General features: G+C 38.0%; 14 protein-coding genes. 1 reads left to right on the top strand and 13 read right to left on the bottom strand.

Annotated elements, in window-relative coordinates; all coding sequences use genetic code 11:
* Positions 1–12 precede the first annotated feature (12 nt).
* The 13 genes from AC4PG5_RS12595 to AC4PG5_RS12535 all read right to left on the bottom strand — a co-directional run bounded on the left by AC4PG5_RS12595 (position 13) and on the right by AC4PG5_RS12535 (position 13,944).
* On the bottom strand, positions 13–975 hold the full coding sequence (locus tag AC4PG5_RS12595; RefSeq protein ID WP_492029206.1) for a VWA domain-containing protein: 963 nt from the start codon (positions 973–975) through the stop codon (positions 13–15).
* Complete coding sequence (locus tag AC4PG5_RS12590) at positions 968–1,417, bottom strand: hypothetical protein (protein WP_492029205.1); 450 nt, start codon at positions 1,415–1,417, stop codon at positions 968–970. The genes AC4PG5_RS12595 and AC4PG5_RS12590 overlap by 8 nt, the downstream gene beginning before the upstream one ends.
* 2 nt (positions 1,418–1,419) lie before the next feature.
* Complete coding sequence (locus AC4PG5_RS12585) at positions 1,420–2,271, bottom strand: DUF58 domain-containing protein (RefSeq protein WP_492029204.1); 852 nt, start codon at positions 2,269–2,271, stop codon at positions 1,420–1,422.
* The gene (locus AC4PG5_RS12580) at positions 2,268–3,245 is read right to left on the bottom strand and encodes an AAA family ATPase (protein ID WP_492029203.1); all 978 of its coding nucleotides are present in this window, start codon (positions 3,243–3,245) and stop codon (positions 2,268–2,270) included. Before AC4PG5_RS12580 ends, AC4PG5_RS12585 begins: the two co-directional genes overlap by 4 nt.
* A 107-nt stretch (positions 3,246–3,352) precedes the next feature.
* The gene (locus AC4PG5_RS12575) at positions 3,353–4,297 is read right to left on the bottom strand and encodes a helix-turn-helix transcriptional regulator (protein WP_492029202.1); all 945 of its coding nucleotides are present in this window, start codon (positions 4,295–4,297) and stop codon (positions 3,353–3,355) included.
* Between the two features lie 222 nt (positions 4,298–4,519).
* Entirely contained in the window at positions 4,520–5,911 is a 1,392-nt protein-coding gene (gene glmM / locus AC4PG5_RS12570; RefSeq protein ID WP_492029201.1) for a phosphoglucosamine mutase, read from the bottom strand.
* A gap of 27 nt (positions 5,912–5,938) precedes the next feature.
* The gene (gene bamK, locus AC4PG5_RS12565) at positions 5,939–6,577 is read right to left on the bottom strand and encodes a BamK family beta-barrel-assembly machinery protein (protein WP_492029200.1); all 639 of its coding nucleotides are present in this window, start codon (positions 6,575–6,577) and stop codon (positions 5,939–5,941) included.
* A 103-nt stretch (positions 6,578–6,680) separates the two neighbouring features.
* Positions 6,681–7,733 carry a DHH family phosphoesterase gene (locus AC4PG5_RS12560; RefSeq protein WP_492029199.1) on the bottom strand — a complete coding sequence of 351 codons (1,053 nt, stop codon included), beginning with the start codon at positions 7,731–7,733 and terminating at the stop codon, positions 6,681–6,683.
* Positions 7,734–7,775: 42 nt separating this feature from the next.
* Positions 7,776–9,875, bottom strand: coding sequence for a ComEC/Rec2 family competence protein (locus AC4PG5_RS12555; RefSeq protein ID WP_492029198.1), 2,100 nt, complete (start codon positions 9,873–9,875; stop codon positions 7,776–7,778).
* A 10-nt stretch (positions 9,876–9,885) separates the two neighbouring features.
* Positions 9,886–10,536 carry a ribulose-phosphate 3-epimerase gene (gene rpe / locus AC4PG5_RS12550; RefSeq protein WP_492029197.1) on the bottom strand — a complete coding sequence of 217 codons (651 nt, stop codon included), beginning with the start codon at positions 10,534–10,536 and terminating at the stop codon, positions 9,886–9,888.
* Between the two features lie 29 nt (positions 10,537–10,565).
* Positions 10,566–11,537 carry a methionyl-tRNA formyltransferase gene (gene fmt, locus AC4PG5_RS12545; protein ID WP_492029196.1) on the bottom strand — a complete coding sequence of 324 codons (972 nt, stop codon included), beginning with the start codon at positions 11,535–11,537 and terminating at the stop codon, positions 10,566–10,568.
* 40 nt (positions 11,538–11,577) lie between these two features.
* On the bottom strand, positions 11,578–13,371 hold the full coding sequence (locus tag AC4PG5_RS12540) for a chloride channel protein (RefSeq protein ID WP_492030763.1): 1,794 nt from the start codon (positions 13,369–13,371) through the stop codon (positions 11,578–11,580).
* Between the two features lie 9 nt (positions 13,372–13,380).
* The gene (locus AC4PG5_RS12535) at positions 13,381–13,944 is read right to left on the bottom strand and encodes an L-threonylcarbamoyladenylate synthase (RefSeq protein WP_492029195.1); all 564 of its coding nucleotides are present in this window, start codon (positions 13,942–13,944) and stop codon (positions 13,381–13,383) included.
* A 78-nt stretch (positions 13,945–14,022) separates the two neighbouring features.
* On the opposite strand from AC4PG5_RS12535, the gene AC4PG5_RS12530 reads away from it, so the two are divergent.
* On the top strand, positions 14,023–14,472 hold the full coding sequence (locus tag AC4PG5_RS12530) for an acyl-CoA thioesterase (protein ID WP_492029194.1): 450 nt from the start codon (positions 14,023–14,025) through the stop codon (positions 14,470–14,472).
* Positions 14,473–14,491 lie beyond the last annotated feature (19 nt).

The raw sequence follows: 14,491 nt of genomic DNA, 5'->3' as shown, positions 1-14,491 counted from the left end.
AATGAAAATCATTCATCTCAAATCCTTTATAAAGTTTGTTATAATTGCTATTCCGAACACACATAAAGCCAGAGCTAAGGGATACGGATAAAGCGGACGCATTGGAAGTTCCTTTTTTATCTCATATTCAATAGGTTCGGTTGCATCAATTGCCTTAAATACATTTTTCAACTCCGAAAGCGAAGAAGCGGAAAAGGACTTTCCACCAGTCAATGATGCTATTTGTTTTAGTTGTTGATGATTAACGTTTCCGAAGCCTTCTTCAGGACTTCCCATTGCAATCGTATAGATTCGAACAGAATCTTTTGCTGCGACCTCAGCCATCTGTATTGGAGAAATGCCATCTTGCGTATCTAATCCATCCGTAATCAGTAACATCATTTTACGAGTTATTGAGTCACTCTGAAAATGTTTTATTCCAACAGCAATAGCATTACCTATAGACGTTTTGGGACCAGCATCACCTAATTGTATTTTATCTTGCATCTGAATAATCACTTGCGGATCTTGCGTAAATGGAACTTGCAAATACGCCTCTTGTCCAAAGACCACATGTGCAAAACGATCTCCTTTTCGCGCGTCAATAAAATAAGCTGTCATCTTCTTCACCGCATCCCATCTTGAGATCGGCTTGCCATCCGTCAAGCTATGCCAATCACGAGTATCCATACTCAATGAAATATCGGTAGCCAATAGAATATTACGTTGTTCCTTTATTTCTTTTTCCGGATGAGGAATAAAAACCGGAGCACACAAAGCCACACACCAAGCCATCCACCCCATATACAAAAAAATCCACTTCAATAATCGAATCAATTTCTTGCTAGCTGTGGAGTTAAGGCGAGCAACGGTTCCTATCGTATCAGTCGCCGGAAAACGCAAAGAACGATGTTTCCATCGTAAAGGTGGAAACAATAGCAAGATAAAAGGAAGTACCAATAATAAAAGGCATTCCGGATAAAGCAGTTTATACATATTTCCTACGAATTAATTGAATGGCGTTTTTGATTATTAACTCTCGTTCCACATTTGTCAGCTGAGGAATAGATTCCGAAGGCTGCAGAGAGGCATCTAATAGAAGACGATAAGGCTTGACTGTAAAATTGACCTTTCCATTCGAGATTGATTTTAGCCATTCTTCACATGGATATGAGTATGGGGTTTCAAAAGAAAAACAAGTCATAGAGAACATCTCAAGAGCCACAAACTTTAAAAAGTCGACATCATCTTCTATACGGGTAGAAGAAGAGAGAAGACGAACCGATTTTCTTAAAGGACGATTCGATTGGTATTTTTTTATCAACCGATAGATAAGAAATAACCCTCCTACAATCAGAACAAATAAAAAAGCCAGATAGACATAGGGATACCACAGTGTATATTCCCTGTCTAAATAAGGATGAAGTTCAGGAAGCATATTTATGTAAAAAATTCAGTGAATACAATATCATTTTGTCTTGAGAAACTCATGATTCGCTGCTTTTTAGTTTCTCTAAGTGTTTTATATTTTTCTCGTTCCTCTTCGCTGCGCAATATAAACTCATTTGTCCCATTACTCAGCCATTGTTTCAAAGGAGGATTTTCTTCTAACTGATCAGTCACTTGAATTAAATAAATTCGATTATTCCCTCGCAAGGTTGTGAGTAGATCCATCAATTCAGCACCTTTATAAAACATAAAATCACTGAAGACATATAGTTCTCGCCCAGAGATTCCAGCTTCTAGAGCGCGTGCCAAAGCCTCTGATAAAGCATTTCCTTTACTAATCTTCTGTTTACAAAGTAACATTTGATTAAATTTAGCAACCTGCATAATCCACTCTTCTGAAGTGACCTCACTGCTAGTTAGAGGCAGAGTAGCATGAGCATGCTCATTAAAAACATCTCCACTGACCCGATGTCCATTTTTTAAATAAGAAAATAATGTTTCAGCTCCCCTTCTAGCAGCGATGACTGATTTCATAACATAAGTGGAACTAAAGAATAACGGACTAGACTGATCGATCAGCAGGTAAGCAGACAATAGCCGATCTTCCAAGTATTCATTTAAATGAATAATTCCGGTGCGTGCTGTAGCCTGTCGATTAACCCGTTTGTAGTTATCCCCATGCTGATATTCTCGTATGCCGTAAAGATCACTTCCACTCCCTTTTAAGCCAGAATAACCATTACCTAGTAAAGAAGACAAAGAGGTCGGGAATACCTCTGTTGAATTTAATCTATATTTATACGAAAGTAATTCTTCAGCTTCTACTTGAATCCTGACTTTCATGATAAAGTGACGCTTAAGAGTAACTTATCTAGCACCTTGTCGACATCCCAGCCTTCATGGAAAGCTTTCAATGATAATTTAATTCGGTGACGTAAAACATTCTTGGCAACTTGTTTCACATCATCTCCTGTTACAAAATCTCGCCCCGAAATCCAAGCCATTGCACGAGCGCAGCTATCTAATGCCAAAGTTGCTCGCGGACCAGCTCCATACACTATAATTCCATCTAAACCCATATCTTGTCGATCGCTTGCAGACTCCGGTCTCGTGGATTGGACTAATCGAACCATGTACTGTTCTATCACATCCGAAACATATACTTTCCTGATTGTATCCTGTATCTGTTTGATCTCTTCGATACTGCAAGGCAGAAAAGATATAGTCGAATCCTCTTGCTCCTCATTCCTCACAAGACGAAGCACTTCTAACTCTTCCTGTTCTGAAGGATAAGATAAAACAATATTCATGAGGAAACGATCTCGTTGAGCTTCAGGAAGATCGAACGTACCTTCCTGATCTTTAGGGTTTTGTGTTGCCATAACTAAAAAAGGAGATGGCAACTGATACGACCTTCCGTTTATGGTTATTTGTCCCTCCTGCATGGCTTCCAATAAAGCTGATTGGACTTTCGCCGGAGCTCGGTTTATTTCATCTGCTAATATGATATTACCGAATACAGGACCTTGAGTAAACTTGAAAGACAAAGTAGCCGGATCATAAATATCATTTCCGGTTATATCCGACGGTAACATATCAGGAGTAAACTGAATGCGTCTAAATCGCCCAGAGATACATTCTGAGAAATGTTTTACAGCTCTGGTTTTAGCAAGACCCGGAAGCCCCTCTATAAGGAGATGACCTTCACATAATAACGATATAAGCAGGGCATCCGTGAGGTGCTCTTGCCCGATCACTTTCTTATTCTGGAGACTCCTGACTTCTTCTATTTTCTCTAAAAGTTGATTTGATGACATAATCTTTATTATTTTAAGACAATGCAAAAATAGCGCTTCATGAAAAACCACATTCTCACAAAACACCATTTCTTTGTCCCAAAACAACAATTATAGAAAGGTAAAGATTAAGGCTTGAAATGTTTGGGTAAACATTTATATTTATGTTTAAAGGCTCCTGTAAAATGCCCCAAGTGTGTATATCCCAACATATAGGCGACCTCACTCACACTTTTATCTCCTTCTAATAATAATTCCCTAGCTTTCTCCATCCGATGCTCTTGGAAAAGATTGTAAATGGTCATTCCATATATCTCTTTAAAAGAAGCTCTTAGCTTTGTAGCACTCATACCACAAAACTGGGTTAGTTCCTCGATACTTTTAGGTGAAGATAGATCGCTCAACATAAATTCTTTGACATGTTGCAATTTTTGTAGGAGCTGTTTATCAATCTGTTTGTATCTGTTCTTCCGTTGATAAAAGAATTTATCAGCAAACAACAGAAATAATTCCCACGACCGCGCACAAGCAAATTCATAATCTAATTTCTCTGGCAACACACAATTTTGCAAATGCTGCATAAGAATTTTCATTTCTACGCTAATGGATTCATAAAAGAAATAAGAATCGTCTGTCTGTATATACTTTAAAAAATCATGCTTCTCAGGTAGCACTCGTTCAAAAGATTCATGACGTACCCGAAACAAAATAAGACTTAATTCTTGCCCCTTTGGAAATTGGATCAAAGCTTTCTCGTTTGAGAAATAAATACCCGTAGAGAGAGATTTCGAAAATGTAGCTCGGGTCTTCCCAACATCCCCAGGTTCAAATGTTAAGCATTCCGAGAATATAATAGGATAATATAGAGACGACTTATCCATAATCCGCATAGCATTAATCTCTTCTGTCAAGAGTAGACGTATTATAATGATTTTATGACTATCAAACTTATATTCCTTAATTGTCCCTTCTGGAACATATAGCGTATTGCCATTGATCTTCCCACCTAACAATTTCTTCCAATCCTCTAACTCGTTTTCAGTTCCTCTAAAAATATGTTCGATATATCTCATAATAATACTTCTGTAAATAATTTAAATAAGATCATCTCATTAAACAATCATCTAGTCTCATGGCCTATTCGCTCTTCAATCACATTAACGCCATCTCTTCCATCAAATAAACGTATTGAGAATAGGCTGACAATATACTGAAGAAGTCGTAAATTCGCAAAAAAGAAGGGAGCTCTTTAATTAAAGATGCTCCCTTTTTTAACTGATAAAATATATGATTTGTTATTTTTTAGCTAAATCATAAATGACGTTCATAATCTGATGACCGATCTCTTCAGCAGCTTCAGCCGTTGCGGCTTCACTGTATACACGAATAATCGGTTCTGTATTACTCTTCCGAAGATGAACCCATTGATCGGCAAAATCGATCTTCACCCCATCAATATCATTAATTTCTTCATCACGATAGATTTCTTTAACTTTTGCAAGGATGGCATCCACATTAATGTCCGGAGTCAAATCCACACGATTCTTTGCCATGAAATAAACCGGATACTGAGCACGAAGTTCACTCACTTTTTTACCTTCATGAGCCAAATGACTCAAGAATAATGCAATACCAACTAATGCATCACGACCATAGTGGCTTTCAGGATAGATCACCCCGCCATTACCTTCACCACCAATCACCGCATGGGTGGCTTTCATCTTTGTCACAACGTTTACTTCACCAACAGCCGAAGCATTATACTCCATACCGTATTTGCGAGTCACATCGCGCAATGCTCTCGTAGAGCTAAGATTAGAAACCGTATTACCCGGAGTATGTTTCAGAACGTAATCGGCCACAGTAACCAAAGTATATTCTTCACCATACATTGCTCCATTTTCGGAGATCATAGCCAATCGGTCTACATCCGGATCCACCACAAAAGCAACATCTGCTTTGCCTTGTTTCATCAAATCCATAATATCGCCCAAGTTCTTCTCAAGCGGTTCGGGATTATGAGCAAAATGTCCGGTAGGTTCACAATATAACTTTTCAACGTGTTGAACGCCTAACTGTTGTAATAAATCCGGCAACACCATACCACCAACAGAGTTCACGCAATCAATAGCCACTCTAAAGTTAGCTTTCTTAATGGCCTCAACGTCTACTAGTTTCAGAGCAAGAACGCTATCGATATGTTTTTGATTATAGGTCAAATCCTGACGGTAAGACCCCATATGGTCAACATCTGCAAAATCGAATTCTTCAGCCTCAGCAATACGAAGAACTTCTTCTCCTTCAGCTGCATTTAAGAATTCTCCATGCTCATTCAATAATTTCAGAGCATTCCATTGTTTAGGATTGTGCGATGCTGTTAAAATGATACCACCACAAGCACCTTCCATAGTCACCGCTAATTCAGTCGTTGGAGTAGAAGCTAGATCAATATCGATCACATCCCATCCCATACCCATAAGGGTACCGACTACCACGTTTTTCACCATTTCGCCCGAAATACGAGCATCACGGCCCACAACAATCTTATTACTTTTAGATTGACAAGTTTTGCGTATTAAAGTAGCATAAGCCGATGTAAATTTAACAATGTCGAGTGGATTTAAGCCTTCACCCGCTTTTCCGCCAATTGTACCGCGGATTCCAGAGATAGATTTAATTAGAGTCATAAAAATAAAATATTATTTGATGTTGTGTCAGTTTTTGGCCTTTTCAAATGATCGAATGTCATAAAAATAAGGAGTAACATACTGTTGAGCAGTATTATGTCCCATCTTAGACGGAACAATAAGCTTCACATGGGCCTCATTTCTCAAATAAGGCAATGCCAAGAGCCATCCGGAAGGAACCACTGTTGAGTTATAAGCTTTCGCCCAAAGATAATTCATCTCTAAAAATGTGCCATATGATGTTGTTGCATCAACAACGTAACGGAATACAGCAGGCATCATATAGTACTGAGGTGCATCGGCAAATTCAGGCAAGAATACGTTAAATGTAGCTGTATCGCGGGTTGAAATATTTTGTTCGACATAACGCACACAAATTTCATCGTTAGTCGCAAAAGTATCGATTTTCTGTTCAACACCCCGATCAATAATTTGCAAATATACACCATTAGAGAAAGAGACATATTCATTTTTAGAAAGATCGGTTACAGTATCCTTTTCAAACTCATCTTTTGAAATCACTGTAATGTTCTGATCTTTCATAAATAAATCGACCGCATTTCTCTCTTCATCAAGCATTTCAGCATAAGTTTTCGTGTTATCACATGCCTGAAAAAGGCTTCCAATGATAAATAGAGAAAAAAATAATACGATAAGGTTTTTCATTTCTGTTAATTAACTATGTTTCGCACAAATGTATTTTAAAATCACTAAAAAAAGAGTGTATCAAGTTGAAAGTTCTAATCTTTTAACCTTTGAAGAGAAACTTTTAACCATAGGTTTCGTTCTCTTCGGCAGTCAATAAAGATTTGTATTTTTCCAAAGCCTTTTCAAAAGTATCCATAGCTTCTTCCATCGTTCCATAAAACTCTCCACCGGAAGCATTTAAATGGCCACCACCATTAAAGAAATCGGCTGCTAAGCGATTGCATGGGAATTTTCCGACCGATCGTAAAGAGATCTTTATCATACGTTTCTCAGTATCTTCACGTAAGAAACAAGAAAAACGAACATCCTTTATAGACAATGGAATATTCACAAAACCTTCACTATCCCCTTTGATATAATCAAACTGACTTTGCTCATCTTTTCTTAAAGAGATCAAGGCAGCGTTGTGGTTCTTATAGACCTTCATATTTGATAACACATATCCCATCAACCGCAATCGACTTTCAGAATACGTATTATAAACTTTCCGGTAAATATCATCTTTATCAATACCTTTAGAAAGTAGTTCGCTAATGATAAAATAGATTTCCTGATTATTCGAATTATAGGTAAAACTTCCCGTATCAGTCATCATACCCGTATAAATGCACTCAGCACATTCCTTTGTGATATCACTAAAAGCTCCTAAACGACAAATTAGACGAAAGATAAGCTCTGAAGTTGAAGAGATGTGTGGATAAGACATCACGATCTGGCAAAACTCTTCAGGATGCAAATGATGATCAACCATTGCTTTTCTTGCCGGAGAGGAAGCCACGGCTGTCGCCATTTCATCTACACGTTTAATCGCATTAAAATCTAAGCAACAAATCACATCCGCCTCAGCAATGAGTTTATCGGCAAATTCTTGATAACGATCGTACAACAAAATATCTTTGCTTCCAGGCATCCATTTTAGAAAATCAGGAAAAGCATTCGGTACAATCACATTAACCGTTTTTTCCAAAGAATTAAGGAAGTGATATAGTCCTAAAGAAGCTCCAATAGCATCTCCATCCGGACTCACATGCGACACAATAACGATTTTATCAGCACGATCTATCCACTTCTCAAAATGATCTATTTTAGTTTGGTCAATAACTTTAGTCAGCATTTCTGTTTATTTTAACTGCAAAAATACGATAATTCTTGATACTTAAAGCAAAAATGAGACAGAACCTTCTTTGCCCAATAATCTAAACGGTAATGAATGACCTTGACACGTCCGAATCACCTCACTTTGAAGATAATTAGGGAAAGAACGATCCACAATCACACATCGTGGACGGAAGAAGGTCAGCAATTGTTCCAATGTCCCATTATAACCTTTACACAAATAGAGATAATCAATAGATAACGGAGAGTCAACTTTTAAATTCTTCCAACTCTTATCTCCAATCATAGCGACTCGATATTTTGAAAATTGAATAAGTCCATGATCAACCGTAACATACTTACCTTTAAAATTGGATGAAACAAATTGCGGTTTTTTTAAACCAACACGAATCCAATAACGGCCAACAACTTTTTCTATACGTTCAGCGTTATTTACGCTATCCTCTAAACTAACAATATAAGAATGCCGATCGTTGCAAACGCAATGAACAACTGAGCTATTTTTTATAGTATAGAATAAAATTGAAGATCCTATCTTATTTGAATAGTTCACATAAGAATGATAACCCATTAAAAACAAACAACTTACTAAGAAGAAGATTAAGATCTTTCCTTTTCGAAAACAAAAAAAGAAGAACAAGATACTCATCAATAAATAAATCCACATCACTTCTATTCCGTTAACCCAAATTCGATTAATCGAGGCGCAAGGAAGCGTTTCAATCCAAGAAACGATCGATTCCAGAAATCTTATACATTCTTTAAGAAGGGAAGCGACCATCAGGCTAACTAAATGAAAGGGAGAAACGAGCAACATCAAAACGGCTAGATAGACGATAAATGTCACTAAAGGAATCACCAATAGATTAGATAATAAAAAATGAGTTGAGAACTGCGAAAAATAGAATAAAACTAAAGGGAATGTACCCAGTTGAGCCGCTAAAGAAGTACTCAATAAACCATTTATGTACTTATTTTTAAGTCTAATACAATTCAGCATCCCAGATAAACTAGGTTGAAACAGCACAATGGCAATCACAGCACTAAAAGAAAGCTGGAACCCAACATCAAAAAGCCAGAGAGGAGAGTAAATCAACATAAAAAAAGCCGTCGCTGCTACCGTATTCAACGTAATCGACCGACGTCCAAAAATAAAAGCAACCGTCAGAAAAGAAAACATCAGAACAGAACGGATAACAGAAACAGAAAGTCCGGTTAGAAAACCAAATCCCCACAAAAACAACACAGTAAAGAATGCAGAAAAAAGCCGTCCATTTTTCCATCGATAAAATAGACGTTTAAACACAAAAGCCAACAAAGCCGATAGCAAAGCAATATGGAAACCGGACAATGCCAAAACATGATTCACCCCCGCTACCGAAAAGCGTTGACGCATATCTGCACTCAGTTCATCTTTATACCCTACAGTCAAGGCAGAAAGAATAGCAAACTCATCCCCACTGAATCCCAATTGCCGATACCATATCAATAATTTGTTACGGCAAATCAAAGCTTGATCTTGAAAGGAATTTGCATGATGACCATCATCACACCTTTGCCATTGCCCACAAGGAACAAAACCAATGCCACTCACATCCTTGTGTAACAAGTATCGAGCATAATCAAATTCATCGGGATTACCATTATGATGAGGAAGTTCTAGGCGGCAATAAGCCATCAATTCATCGCCCACTTTCAAAGAAGAGACCATAGAATCATCTTGCAGATACACCAGAACATTCTTGTCTACAGAAAAACGATGCAACGAATCATTGCCAAAATAAACTTTAGCACGGCACATCACCGTATGCTCTTTTGGGACGGGATAATCGGTTAATCGTATCCGATACGCACACGGATATTGAGGAAAATCATAAGCAGTGCGGTCCAATCGGCATCCTCCCCACACCCATCCCATTAGGAAGAAAAAGAGAACAGCTAACAGTCCAAATATCCAACGCCTTGAATAGGACTTTACTACATAAGTACCCAGCATCGAAACTAAACACAACAGCCCGATTAACGCGATCCAAAAGATGGGTAACTTTTCACCAAACCAATAGTCACCACAGCCGATGCCTAAGGCGAAAGGTACTAAAAGACGTACGAAAGGGTACTTATGTACTAAAGCAGGAAACACTGCATATTGACTACACTTGCTTCAATTGGCAAATCATGTCTTCTGGATTTTCCGCTCCAAAAATAGCATTTCCAGCCACTAAGGCGTCAGCACCAGCTTCCACCAGACGAGCTGCCGTTTCAAGATTCACTCCACCATCAACTTCAATCAAAGCCTTCGAACCCGTTTCATTGATCAAAGCTCGAAGTTCCCTCACCTTATCAACAGAATGTTCAATAAACTTCTGTCCACCAAATCCGGGATTAACGCTCATGATTAGAACCATGTAGACATCCTTTATAATATCCTTTAACAGAGAAACCGGAGTCGCCGGATTGATCGTTACTGCAGGTTGCATGCCTGCTTCACGGATTTGCTGTATCACCCGATGAAGATGGGGACACGCCTCAAAATGTACATTCATAATGTGCGCTCCCAGAGCTTTAACCTCAGGAATAAACTTCTCCGGATTAACAATCATCAGATGCACATCCAACGGTTTATCAGTCAACTGAGCCACATATTTTAATACCGGAAATCCAAAAGAGATATTGGGAACAAACACCCCATCCATAATATCGATATGCACCCATTCGGCCTCACTACGATTAATCATCTCAAGATCCTTCGCTAGATAGCCAAAATCAGCTGAAAGAATAGAAGGTGAAATAATTGGTTTCATAAATTTATCTTTTTTTATTCATTAAACCCCTAAAGGTTCATTTTATAATCATTCGTTAATGCAAATCCACGAAGCAATTCTTCGCTTCTCAATCTTTTCTTGCCGGGAAATTGTAAAATTGTAGGGATAATAAATCCACCATCAACAGCAATCTTAATGAAGTGTTTACCATCCGTTTGCATACTTCCAAAAGGTAACTGATGATCAACATCTTCTTTTTGAGCCTCAAAGATTTTAACGATCAATAGATCTCCTTGAGGTGAAACGAGTTCTGCCCATGCTCCCGGATAAGGTGATAATCCCCTAATAAAATTGTAAACCCGTTTCGTTGGTAAACTCCAATCAATGCGGCACGTCTCTTTAAATATTTTTGGCGCAGATCTTAAGTCCTCATTCTTCATCATCTCTTCTTGAGGAATGGAAGTCACACGCTCTTCCAAAATAGCGTCAACAGTCTCTACCACAAGCTGTCCCCCTAATTTCATCAATTTATCATGAACCACACCAACATTGTCTTCTTCAGCAATGGGCACACGCTCTTGCTGGATAACAGCTCCAGTATCAATTTCATGTTTTAAGAAGAAAGTCGTAATCCCAGTTTCAGTATCTCCATTAATGACCGCCCAATTAATTGGCGCAGCTCCACGATATTGAGGTAACAATGAAGCATGAAGATTAAATGTTCCTAAACGAGGCATATTCCAAACCACTTCAGGCAACATACGAAAGGCAACAACAATTTGCAAATCAGCCTTCAACGCACATAAATCTTGCAAAAAGTCTTCGGCTTTAAGTTTCTCAGGTTGCAATAAAGTCAAGCCATGCTCCAGAGCATATTCTTTAACCGGAGAAAACTGCAATTTATGTCCCCTACCAGCTGGTTTATCAGGCATTGTAACCACTCCGACCACATGATATCCTCCTTCTACCAATCGGCGTAAAGGTTCGACAGCAAAGTCGGGCGTGCCCATATATACAATTTTTAAATCTTCTTTCTTCATATGTTTATAAATCCATCTACAATCATTTATTGACCTCTATCTAATCTTCAGAGAAATGTACAAGTACTTGACGATAAGAGTTGAATATCTTCGATTTAGATACAAACCCCAAATAACGACCATCATTGTCAACTACTGGTAGATTCCATGCTTTCGTGTCATCAAAGATTCGCATAACTTGCTCCATATTATACGTATTATAAATTTTTGCAGGAGCCGAAGTCATTAACTTCTTGACATAAAAACGGTGATAGAGTTCTTGACGAAACATGATATTACGAATATCATCCAACAAGACAACACCCAATAACACATTCGTTTCTTTATCCACTACCGGAAACACATTACGATGAGCGGTAGCAATCTCTTTTACCAGTTCGCCTAAATCCATTTCCGGGTAAACCGAAATAAAATCGTCCTCTACCACATTCTCCATTTTCATAAGAGTAAGGACTGCTTTGTCTTTATGATGGGTAATAAGTTGTCCTTTTTTAGCCAAACGCATAGAATAAATGCTATGAGGCTCAAACACGATAATAGTTAGGTACGAGCTCACTGAAACAATCATTAAAGGCAAGAACAAATCATATCCTCCTGTCAATTCGGCTATGAGGAACACTCCTGTTAAAGGAGCATGCATGACTCCGCTCATCACTCCGGCCATTCCCATCAATGCAAAATTATTCTCAGGCAAATAAAATCCCAAATTCAAATCATTCCCAAAATGAGAAAAAACGAATCCGGCAATACAACCTAAATAAAGAGTTGGAGCGAAAATACCACCACATCCACCACCACCATTAGTTGCGCTTGATGCAAAGACCTTGAAGAATATAATTAGCATTAAATAAATCAAAAGAAGATTTCCGTAACCATAAAACATGGAATTATTCATTACCGTATCCCAATCGGCAGCTGTTTTACCATTCAAAAGTAGCTCAATGGTGTCATAACCTTCACCATAAAGCGGTGGAAATAAAAAAATAAGAATGCTAAGAACAACTCCGCCCAAGGCTAATTTTTTATAAGGATTAGAAAACTTACCAAAAAGTCCTTCTACTGAGTTCATCATGCGGGTAAAATACAAAGAAACAAGTCCGCAAAAAATACCTAATAAAATAACATAAGGAATACGCTCTAATTCAAAAGCTTCATCTAAATGGAACTTAAACATCGCCTCAGTACCCGTAGTGATATACGAAACCGTAGCAGCAGTCACTGCAGAAATTAGTAGTGGCAATAAAGAAGTCATCGTTAAATCGATCATTAAGACCTCTAAGGTGAACACCAATCCGGCAATTGGTGCTTTAAAGATTCCAGCAATAGCTCCCGCTGCCCCACAACCAACTAACAACATCAACGTACGATGCTCCATCTTAAACACGCTACCAAGATTCGAGCCAATAGCTGAACCCGTTAATACAATAGGTGCCTCCGCTCCAACTGATCCACCAAAACCGATCGTGATAGAACTAGCGATTATAGATGACCAAACATTATGTCGTTTAATTCGCCCTTGTCGTCTAGAGATAGCATATAGTATGCGAGTAACTCCATGACTAATATCATCTTTAACAAGGTTTCTGACAAACCATCCTGCCAAGAAGATACCAACGACCGGATAGACTAAATAAAGGTAGTTAGCCTCCGTTGTATTAAAGTTATCTGTTAAGAAGAATTGTATTTTATGAATAATAACTTTCAATAACAAAGCAGCAAATGCTGTACAGATACCAACAAGAAAACTGAGTATCAGAATAAAATGCCTTTCTTTAATATTATTCTCACGCCACGTTATAAACCTCTGTATCAAGCTCTCTTTTTCTATTTTTATCTGTTCCATCTATTCACGTATAATCTTTATAACTCCACCTTTATCTAATTTTATAATACTTGATGGTCTCGGCCGACTCATATCTTCTTGCCGAAACGCCACAATATAATCTACAGCATTTTTTATCTCTTCAGTAATTTCACTAAAATTTGCGGCTCCGGGTTGGCCACTCACATTAGCAGAAGTTGAGACGATAGCTTTACGAAATTGTTGACAAAGACGCTTTGAAAATGTTTCGTTAGTTACTCTAATCCCCACACTTCCGTCTTCTGCCAATAGATTAGATGCCAAATTTCGAGCATCAGAGTAAATGATAGTGAGTGGTTTATCAGATAACTCAATCAAATCCCATGCCACAGGAGGGACATCATTGACATAGAAATCGACTTTTACAGCTGTGTCAACTAATACCAACATGGCTTTACTGTCAGCACGTTTTTTTATCTCATAAACACGGCGAACCGCATCTTCGTTTGTGGCATCACATCCTATGCCCCAAACGGTATCCGTAGGGTACAAGATGACACCACCAGCATTCATCACTTCGCAGGCTTTTTTAACGTCTTCTATCATTTCTTGATTCTTTTCTATTGAGAATAACACGCAAAAATAGTACTTTTGTCGGAAAATAAAAAAGATAAGGGAAAAACAATGGAAGAATTGATTTTTCACCACACACTACCCATTCAACTCCGTTTTAATGACGTAGATAAATTCGGACACGTCAACAACGCAGTGTATTTTACTTTCTATGATTTAGGAAAAACAGAATATTTTTCATCCGTTTGCCCTGATGTAGATTGGGAAAAAGATGCTATTGTAGTGGTGCATATTGAAGCTAATTTTGTTTCACAAATTTTAGCTTCCGATCATATTGCTGTTCAGACAGCTGTGTCAGAAATCGGAACAAAAAGTTTTCATCTGATTCAACAGGTTATTGACACAAAAACTCGTGAAATAAAATGCACATGTAAATCCGTCATGGTTACATTCGACCTTGAAAAGCATCAATCGAAACCGCTCACTGAAAAATGGATTAGTTCGATCTGCAGATACGAACAAAAAGATTTACACAAATTTAAAAAAGACGAAGCCATTTAAAAGCTCCGTCTTTTTTAAA

The sequence above is a fragment of the Bacteroides sp. QWL-09 genome (assembly GCF_058683585.1).
This window is presented reverse-complemented; position numbering and strand designations above follow the sequence as displayed.

What these genes read in the sequence shown, in the direction of transcription:
- AC4PG5_RS12595 (WP_492029206.1), bottom strand. Translation starts at nt 975, where the DNA reads ATGTATAAACTGCTTTATCCGGAATGCCTTTTATTATTGGTACTTCCT.
- AC4PG5_RS12590 (WP_492029205.1), bottom strand. Translation starts at nt 1,417, where the DNA reads ATGCTTCCTGAACTTCATCCTTATTTAGACAGGGAATATACACTGTGG.
- AC4PG5_RS12585 (WP_492029204.1), bottom strand. Translation starts at nt 2,271, where the DNA reads ATGAAAGTCAGGATTCAAGTAGAAGCTGAAGAATTACTTTCGTATAAA.
- AC4PG5_RS12580 (WP_492029203.1), bottom strand. Translation starts at nt 3,245, where the DNA reads ATGTCATCAAATCAACTTTTAGAGAAAATAGAAGAAGTCAGGAGTCTC.
- AC4PG5_RS12575 (WP_492029202.1), bottom strand. Translation starts at nt 4,297, where the DNA reads ATGAGATATATCGAACATATTTTTAGAGGAACTGAAAACGAGTTAGAG.
- glmM (WP_492029201.1), bottom strand. Translation starts at nt 5,911, where the DNA reads ATGACTCTAATTAAATCTATCTCTGGAATCCGCGGTACAATTGGCGGA.
- bamK (WP_492029200.1), bottom strand. Translation starts at nt 6,577, where the DNA reads ATGAAAAACCTTATCGTATTATTTTTTTCTCTATTTATCATTGGAAGC.
- AC4PG5_RS12560 (WP_492029199.1), bottom strand. Translation starts at nt 7,733, where the DNA reads ATGCTGACTAAAGTTATTGACCAAACTAAAATAGATCATTTTGAGAAG.
- rpe (WP_492029197.1), bottom strand. Translation starts at nt 10,536, where the DNA reads ATGAAACCAATTATTTCACCTTCTATTCTTTCAGCTGATTTTGGCTAT.
- fmt (WP_492029196.1), bottom strand. Translation starts at nt 11,537, where the DNA reads ATGAAGAAAGAAGATTTAAAAATTGTATATATGGGCACGCCCGACTTT.
- AC4PG5_RS12535 (WP_492029195.1), bottom strand. Translation starts at nt 13,944, where the DNA reads ATGATAGAAGACGTTAAAAAAGCCTGCGAAGTGATGAATGCTGGTGGT.
- AC4PG5_RS12530 (WP_492029194.1), top strand. Translation starts at nt 14,023, where the DNA reads ATGGAAGAATTGATTTTTCACCACACACTACCCATTCAACTCCGTTTT.